Raw genomic sequence first — 6,925 nt, forward strand, 5'->3', positions numbered from 1 at the left:
TGTTTGTTTAATCCCCGCCGGGCTGGTCGTGTGTCTCCGGGCTCGTGGGTCCGCCCCCCCCCTACCGTGGGGGTTGTGGGGCCGCGCGCAACGCGCCCCACGGAGAGGGGGCAATCATAGGGCGTCGCCTCTGATCGGCTTGGCCGCTAAAACGAACCTCAGATCTGAAGTGATGACATCCTGGTTGTCCTTCCAGCGCTGCAAGAATGGTCTCGTCTCCCCCGCTTTGCGGGGGCGAGGAACTCTCGTTTTGAGACGCCATTACATCAAAACCTCGGAATGTCCGGAAACGGCAGCTTGCCACCGGAAATGTGCATGCGGCCGAGTTCGGCGCAGCGGCGGAGCTGCGGGAAGACCTTGCCGGGGTTGAGCAGATGGTTGGGATCGAAGGCGCATTTGACGCGCATCTGCTGGTCGAGGTCGACCTGGGTGAACATTTCCGGCATCAGGTCGCGTTTTTCCACGCCCACCCCGTGTTCGCCGGTCAAGACACCGCCGACCTTGACGCAGAGTCGCAATATGTCGGCGCCAAAGCCTTCCGCCTTGTCGAGCTCACCCGGCACATTGGCATCGTAGAGGATCAGTGGGTGCAGATTGCCGTCGCCGGCGTGAAAGACATTGGCGACGCCGAGACCGTATTTCTCCGACAGTTCGCGCATGCCGGCGAGCACGCGCGGCAGTTCCTTGCGCGGGATGGTGCCATCCATGCAGTAATAATCGGGCGAGATGCGGCCGACCGCCGGGAAAGCCGCCTTGCGGCCGGCCCAGAAGCTCAGCCGCTCCTGCTCGGATTGCGAGATGCGGCAGGTGGTCGAGCCGTTCTTGTAGGCGATGGCCTCGACGAGACCGATCAGATGGTCGACCTCGACGCCCGGTCCGTCGAGCTCGACGATCAGCAGCGCCTCGACATCGAGAGGGTAGCCCGCATGGACGAAATCCTCGGCGGCGTGGATCGCCGGCCGGTCCATCATCTCCATGCCGCCCGGAATGATGCCGGCGCCGATGATGTCGGCGACGCACTGGCCGCCCTGCTCGCTGGTCGGGAAGCCGATCAGCAAAGCGCGCGCCGTCTCCGGCTTCTTCAGGATGCGCACGGTGACCTCGGTGACGACGCCGAGCAGCCCTTCCGAGCCGGTCATGATGCCAAGCAGGTCGTAGCCTTCCGCATCGAGGTGACTGCCGCCCAGCCGCACCACCTCGCCATTCATCAGCACCATCTCGATGCCGAGCACATTGTTGGCGGTGAGGCCATATTTCAGGCAGTGCACACCGCCGGAATTTTCGGCGACGTTGCCGCCGATCGAGCAGGCGATCTGGGAGGATGGATCGGGGGCGTAGTAAAAGCCCTCCTGCTCGACGGCGGTGGTGATGCCGAGATTGGTGACGCCCGGCTGGGCGATGACGACACGATTGGGAAAATCGATCGCAAGGATGCGGTTGAAACGGCTCATGACCAGCAGCACCGCATCTTCCAGCGGCAGCGCGCCGCCCGACAGCGAGGTGCCGGAGCCGCGCGGCACGACGCGGATGTTGCGGTCGTTGCAGTATTTCAACACGCGGGAAACCTGGGCCACCGTTTGCGGCAAAACGACAACCAGCGGCAGCTGCCGATAGGCTGTCAGGCCATCGCTCTCGAAAGCACGCATGGAATTTGCGGCGTCGACGACGCCCTCGCCCGGCACAATGATGCGCATGTCGGCGACGATCTCGTCGCGCCGGCGCATCGTGGCGTCGTCTGGTTTCGGCATGGCCAGGCCGGACATCAACAGCCTCGTTTCGCTTGACTGGTCAAAATCTTTTACCAATGAAGCGCGCTGGTTGCAAATGCTGCGGTGATGCGAAGTCCAGCCTCACCGACGAGACAGCTTCCGCAGCGGCAATCTGCCGCTGTCTTGCCCTCCCCCTTGTGGGGAGGGTCGCGAACCAAGTGAGCGGGGTGGGGGTGCGGCGCAAGGCCAGCACCCTATGAGCACCCCCACCCCGTTTCGCAGGTTTCGCTTCGCTCAAGCTGCTCACCGACCCTCCCCACAAGGGGGAGGGTGAAGGCGCTACTCCCCCGCCAGCTTGCCGGGTTCGGAATGCAGCCGGCGTACGCGGCGCACGCCCCACCAGACCAGCAGGATGGCGACGGGCACCGAAGCAGCAGTGATAACCTCCGGCGCGAAGGCATGGCCGAAGATCGAGGCGCCCTTGGCGACATAACCGATGAGGCCGACCACATAGTAGGAAACGGCGGCGACCGAGAGCCCTTCGACGGTCTGCTGCAGGCGCAGTTGCAGGCGGGCGCGGTTGTTCATCGAGGCGAGCAGGTCGCGGTTCTGCTTCTCGACCTCGACATCGACCCAGGTGCGCAGCAGCGTCGTAGCACGGGTCAGTTTTCGCGACAGATTGGCTTGCCGCTCCTCGACCGAGCGGCAGGTACGCATGGCCGGTGCGACGCGGCGCTGCAGGAACCCGCCCCAGGTGTCGTAGCCGGGCACGGCTTCTTCCTCCAGCGCTTCCAGCCGCTCGCCGACGATGCCGTCATAGGCGCGGCTGGCGCCGAAGCGGTAAAGGCTCGACGCCGCGTCGGCTTCCAGTTCCGCGGCAAGTTCCGTCAGGTCGGCCAGCAAGGTCTGGCTGTCGCGGGTTTGAGCGACCTTCATCTCCAGCGTGGTCTGCGCCAGCCGGTCCTCGATGCGGCGGGCGCGGCCGGACAGGTTCAGCGCCAACGGCAGGCCGAGCATGGCCAGCGTGCGATAGGTTTCGATGTCGATCAGCCGCTGCGACAGCGCGCCGGTGCGCGCCGGGGTCAGGCCGCGGTCGAGCACCAGCATGCGGGTCATGCCGTCGCCATCCTGGCGGAAATCGGTGACGATGGCGGCGTTGCCGCGCTCGACCAGCGAGTAGCACAGGCTGGTGGGATCAAAGCCTGCGATCAGCCTTTCGCTGACCTGCGTCCATTTGCGGATTTCGAGCCGAATACCCGAAATGACGGTTCCCGGCGGCGAAAACCCGTTGCCGAATGGCGAATCTTCCGGCGTCCTGCCGCTTTCGGAGAGCGGCCCTTCCCACAGATAGGTCGAGAATTCGGTGTGCCGCTCCCAGCGCAGCGAACCCTTGCCCCACTTCATGGCATGATGGCGGGCCTGCCGGTCGGGTGCGGCGATGCCGAGACGTCGCGACAGTTCCGAAAGCACCGCGTGGTCGACGCCGGAACCGCCCTCGGTCATGAAGGCGAGCTGCACCAGCACGCGCGGCTTCTCGATCAACGGATGCGGCCGGGCATGGACCTCGCCGAGCGCGCCGGGCCGGCCCTCATGCGCGGGAAACCCCATGACGCTGCCTTTGGCGCGCGGCTGGAACTCGAGATTGGACGGGTCGTCTGACACGGCGTGTTCCCCGGGGTTTCTTTGAACCCTCTTGCACTCGCGTCCCTCTAGAGCCAATAGCCCGGTGACGCAAACAACAAAGTTTAGCCGAAGATGACATGTTGCCCGGCGGCAAAATCGACATGCTTGGGCCAATTGGATAAATAATTTGACCAGTTGGCGACGCAGGCTTTATCCTGCGCGACAGCGGGTCACCTTCCAGGCATCGAGTTGAGCGACATTTTTTCCAGGATCGAGCATTCGCGCACCGCCGATGAGGTGGTGCAGCAGATCGAGAGCCTCATCCTCGAAGGCGTGCTGCGCACCGGCGACCGGTTGCCGGGCGAGCGCGAGCTCGCACGCCAGTTCGACGTGTCGCGGCCGATCCTGCGCGATGCGCTGAAAGCGCTGGAAGGGCGCGGCCTTTTGACGACAAGGCCCGGCGGCGGCACGCATGTCGCCGATGTCATCGGCCAGCTGTTCACCAAGCCGGTGACGGACCTGATCTCGATGCACCGCAAGGCTGTGATCGACTATCTGGAATACCGCCGTGAGATCGAAGCGGTGGCGGCCGAATACGCGGCGCGGCGCGCCACTCCAGACGATATGGCGCTACTCGACAAGATCATGGCACGCATGGACGATGCGCACCGGACCGGCGACTTCGACGACGAGGCTGAAATCGACGTCGAGTTCCACCACGCGATCTGTGAGTGCGCGCACAACATCATCCTTCTGCACACCCTGCGCTCCTGCTACCGGCTGTTGTCGGAAGGCGTTTTCCAGAACCGGCTCCTGGTGTTCACGGTGCCCGGCGCGCGCGAAGCGCTGCTTGCGCAGCATCGCGCGATCCATGCGGCGGTGAAGGCCGGCGACCCGGCTGCTGCCCGGCAAGCAGCGATGGACCACATCACCTATGTCGAACGGTCGATGGCGGAGGCTGAGCGTAGCGGCGACTGGCAGCGCGTCTCACGGCTGCGGCTGAAACAGCGTGTCGTCACCACCGACACCGAACCTGCGCGCAAACGCTCCTAACTGTCGAAACGGGAAGCCCATGAGCCACATCCTGACCATCGCCGACCTCAAGGACCTCGCGCGCCGGCGCGTGCCGAAGATGTTCTTCGACTATGCCGATTCCGGTTCGTGGACCGAAAGCACGTATCGCGCCAACGAAGAGGACTTCCAGAAGATCAAGTTTCGCCAACGCGTTCTTGTCGACATGGACAACCGTTCGCTGGCATCGACGATGATCGGCGAAAAGGTGTCGATGCCGGTGGCTTTGGCGCCAACCGGCATGACCGGTATGCAGCACGCCAATGGCGAGATGCTGGCGGCGCAGGCGGCGGAGGAATTCGGCGTGCCGTTCACCCTGTCGACGATGAGCATCTGCTCGATCGAAGATGTTGCCTCCGTAACCACCAAACCGTTCTGGTTCCAGCTCTATGTGCTGCGCGACAAGGATTTCGTGCTCAACCTGATCGACAGGGCGAAGGCGGCGAAATGCTCGGCGCTGGTGCTGACGCTCGACCTGCAGATTCTCGGCCAGCGCCACAAGGACATCCGCAACGGGCTTTCGGCGCCGCCCAAGCTGACGCTGACGAACATCGTCGACATGGCCATCCGGCCGCGCTGGTGTGCCGCCATGGCCGGCACCAAGCGGCGGACCTTCCGCAACATTGTCGGCCACGCCAAGGGCGTCGGCAACATGTCCTCGCTGGCATCGTGGACGGCGGAGCAGTTCGATCCGCATCTGTCGTGGAAGGACGTCGCCTGGATCAAGGAACGCTGGGGCGGCAAGCTGATCCTCAAAGGCATTCTCGACAAGGAAGACGCGCTGATGGCGGCCAAGACCGGTGCCGACGCGATCATCGTTTCCAACCATGGCGGACGCCAGCTCGATGGCGCATCCTCATCGATCGGCGTGCTGGAAGAGATCGCAGATGCGGTCGGCGACACGATCGAGGTGCATATGGATGGCGGCATCCGCTCCGGCCAGGATGTGCTGAAGGCACTCTGTCTCGGCGCCAAGGGCACCTATATCGGCCGGCCATTTCTTTACGGCCTGGGTGCGCTCGGCAAAGGAGGGGTTACCAAGGCGTTGGAAATCATCCGCAAGGAGATGGACATCACGCTGGCACTGTGCGGAAAGCGTCTGGTCACCGACATGGGCAAAGACCAGCTCCGGCGTTAGAGCTGGCGTCGTTTCACGAAACGCAGAAACGCTCTATCTCTTTGTTTTGTCGCTGTTCCCAAGTGAAATCGCTATGCGCTTTTTCCGGGAAAAGCGTTTCACAATTTTCCTGGAACTGCTCTAGAGTTCCGTGACAGCCTGATCACGGAGACAATGAGAAATTGGCGGAAACCGGTATCCACTTTCTCGACGCGCATGGGCCGGAGGGGGTGCGTGTTTATTCGATTGGCGACGTGCATGGCCGGCTCGACCTGCTGGCTGCCATGCATCAGCGCATCAAGACCGAGATCGAGACGCAGGCGCCCGCCGACTGGCGTGTCATCCATCTTGGCGACTATGTCGACCGCGGTCCGGATTCAAAGGGTGTCATCGACTTCCTGATCGAAGCGCGGGAGCGCGACCCGCGCCATCTGATGCTGGCCGGCAATCACGACATCGGCTTTCTCGATTTTCTCAATAGGCCCGACCCGGACGGACTTTTCATCCGGTTTGGCGGCATCCAGACGGCGCAGTCCTACGGCGTGGCGATCAGCGATAGCGCCAGCGCATGGTTCGGCAAGGCCGAGGCGGCCGTGCGCAAAGGACATCAGGCTCTGATCGAGGCCGTGCCGCAAAGCCACGTCGACTTCCTGCGGTCGCTGCCGTTTTCAGTGACGCTAGGCGATTTCTTCTTCTGCCATGCCGGCATCCGGCCGGGCATCCCCCTGGAAAGGCAAAACCCGCAGGATCTGATCTGGATCCGCGACGTCTTCCACGATCACACCGGCCTCTATCCGAAGATCGTGGTGCACGGCCACACGCCGGTACCGGAGGCGGAAGTGATGGCCAACCGCGTCAATGTCGACACGCTTGCCTGGCAATCAGGCATGCTGACCGCGCTCGTCGTCGACGGCTCGGACAAACGTATCCTGACGATGACGATCAAGAAACCTGGGAAAATAGGGGAAGCTTGACCGCTGCGTGGCCGAGGACGCTCGGCTTTAGTGCAGCGAGGCGGTCACGCCGTAGCCGTCGACGGCGTTGTGGTTGTTGGCCGCGTCCGCGGCATAGATACCCAGACCGCAAAGCACGATGGCGGACAACATGGCAAAGGACAGAAGCGCTGCTTTCACGGAGGTCATCTCTTGTTGAGCTTTCTGCATCTGTGCACGAGGCGGTTACCAATGCGTTGAAACGGAGAATTCGCTTCAAAATTTCGACGATTTTGCGCTTCTAGGCACGTTCTGTATCGACGGTGTGTCGCGCCGGTCACACCAAAGGTTCATCGCGGTTGCACAAAAGATGCGGAGCGCGCGCCTTCTAGCCCGGATATCTCACACAGTTGAAGTGCATCGGGGCTCCGAATCAAGGAAAATGCTTCTGCGACAAAGACTTACCTTGAGCA

6 protein-coding genes are annotated in these 6,925 nt (G+C 62.9%); 3 read left to right on the forward strand and 3 right to left on the reverse strand.

The genetic code is table 11. From position 1 onward, the window contains the following. Positions 1 to 266 precede the first annotated feature (266 nt). A complete protein-coding gene (locus tag NKI20_RS33135) occupies positions 267 to 1,763 on the reverse strand; it encodes an FAD-linked oxidase C-terminal domain-containing protein (RefSeq protein WP_352838173.1) in 1,497 nt (498 codons plus the stop codon). Between the two features lie 285 nt (positions 1,764 to 2,048). Then, positions 2,049 to 3,371: a DUF3422 family protein gene (locus NKI20_RS33140; protein WP_352838175.1), complete on the reverse strand. Its 1,323-nt coding sequence runs from the start codon at positions 3,369 to 3,371 to the stop codon at positions 2,049 to 2,051. A gap of 210 nt (positions 3,372 to 3,581) precedes the next feature. Here NKI20_RS33140 and NKI20_RS33145 point away from each other — a divergent pair, with 210 nt between their 5' ends. The 3 genes from NKI20_RS33145 to NKI20_RS33155 all read left to right on the forward strand — a co-directional run bounded on the left by NKI20_RS33145 (position 3,582) and on the right by NKI20_RS33155 (position 6,494). Next, positions 3,582 to 4,385, forward strand: a complete 804-nt coding sequence (locus tag NKI20_RS33145; protein ID WP_352838177.1) for a FadR/GntR family transcriptional regulator — start codon at positions 3,582 to 3,584, stop codon at positions 4,383 to 4,385. Positions 4,386 to 4,404: 19 nt separating this feature from the next. Continuing rightward, the gene (locus NKI20_RS33150; protein ID WP_352606613.1) at positions 4,405 to 5,541 is read left to right on the forward strand and encodes an alpha-hydroxy acid oxidase; all 1,137 of its coding nucleotides are present in this window, start codon (positions 4,405 to 4,407) and stop codon (positions 5,539 to 5,541) included. Positions 5,542 to 5,702: 161 nt separating this feature from the next. After that, complete coding sequence (locus NKI20_RS33155) at positions 5,703 to 6,494, forward strand: metallophosphoesterase (protein WP_352838179.1); 792 nt, start codon at positions 5,703 to 5,705, stop codon at positions 6,492 to 6,494. Between the two features lie 27 nt (positions 6,495 to 6,521). Here NKI20_RS33155 and NKI20_RS33160 read toward each other — a convergent pair whose 3' ends face one another. Next, positions 6,522 to 6,653 carry a hypothetical protein gene (locus tag NKI20_RS33160; protein WP_280948931.1) on the reverse strand — a complete coding sequence of 44 codons (132 nt, stop codon included), beginning with the start codon at positions 6,651 to 6,653 and terminating at the stop codon, positions 6,522 to 6,524. Positions 6,654 to 6,925 lie beyond the last annotated feature (272 nt).

The organism is Mesorhizobium sp. M0830, from assembly GCF_040319965.1.
Taxonomy (GTDB): Bacteria; Pseudomonadota; Alphaproteobacteria; order Rhizobiales; family Rhizobiaceae; genus Mesorhizobium.

Coding starts and splice junctions, on each gene's coding strand:
- NKI20_RS33135 (WP_352838173.1), bottom strand. CDS start 1,763: ATGTCCGGCCTGGCCATGCCGAAACCAGACGACGCCACGATGCGCCGG.
- NKI20_RS33150 (WP_352606613.1), top strand. CDS start 4,405: ATGAGCCACATCCTGACCATCGCCGACCTCAAGGACCTCGCGCGCCGG.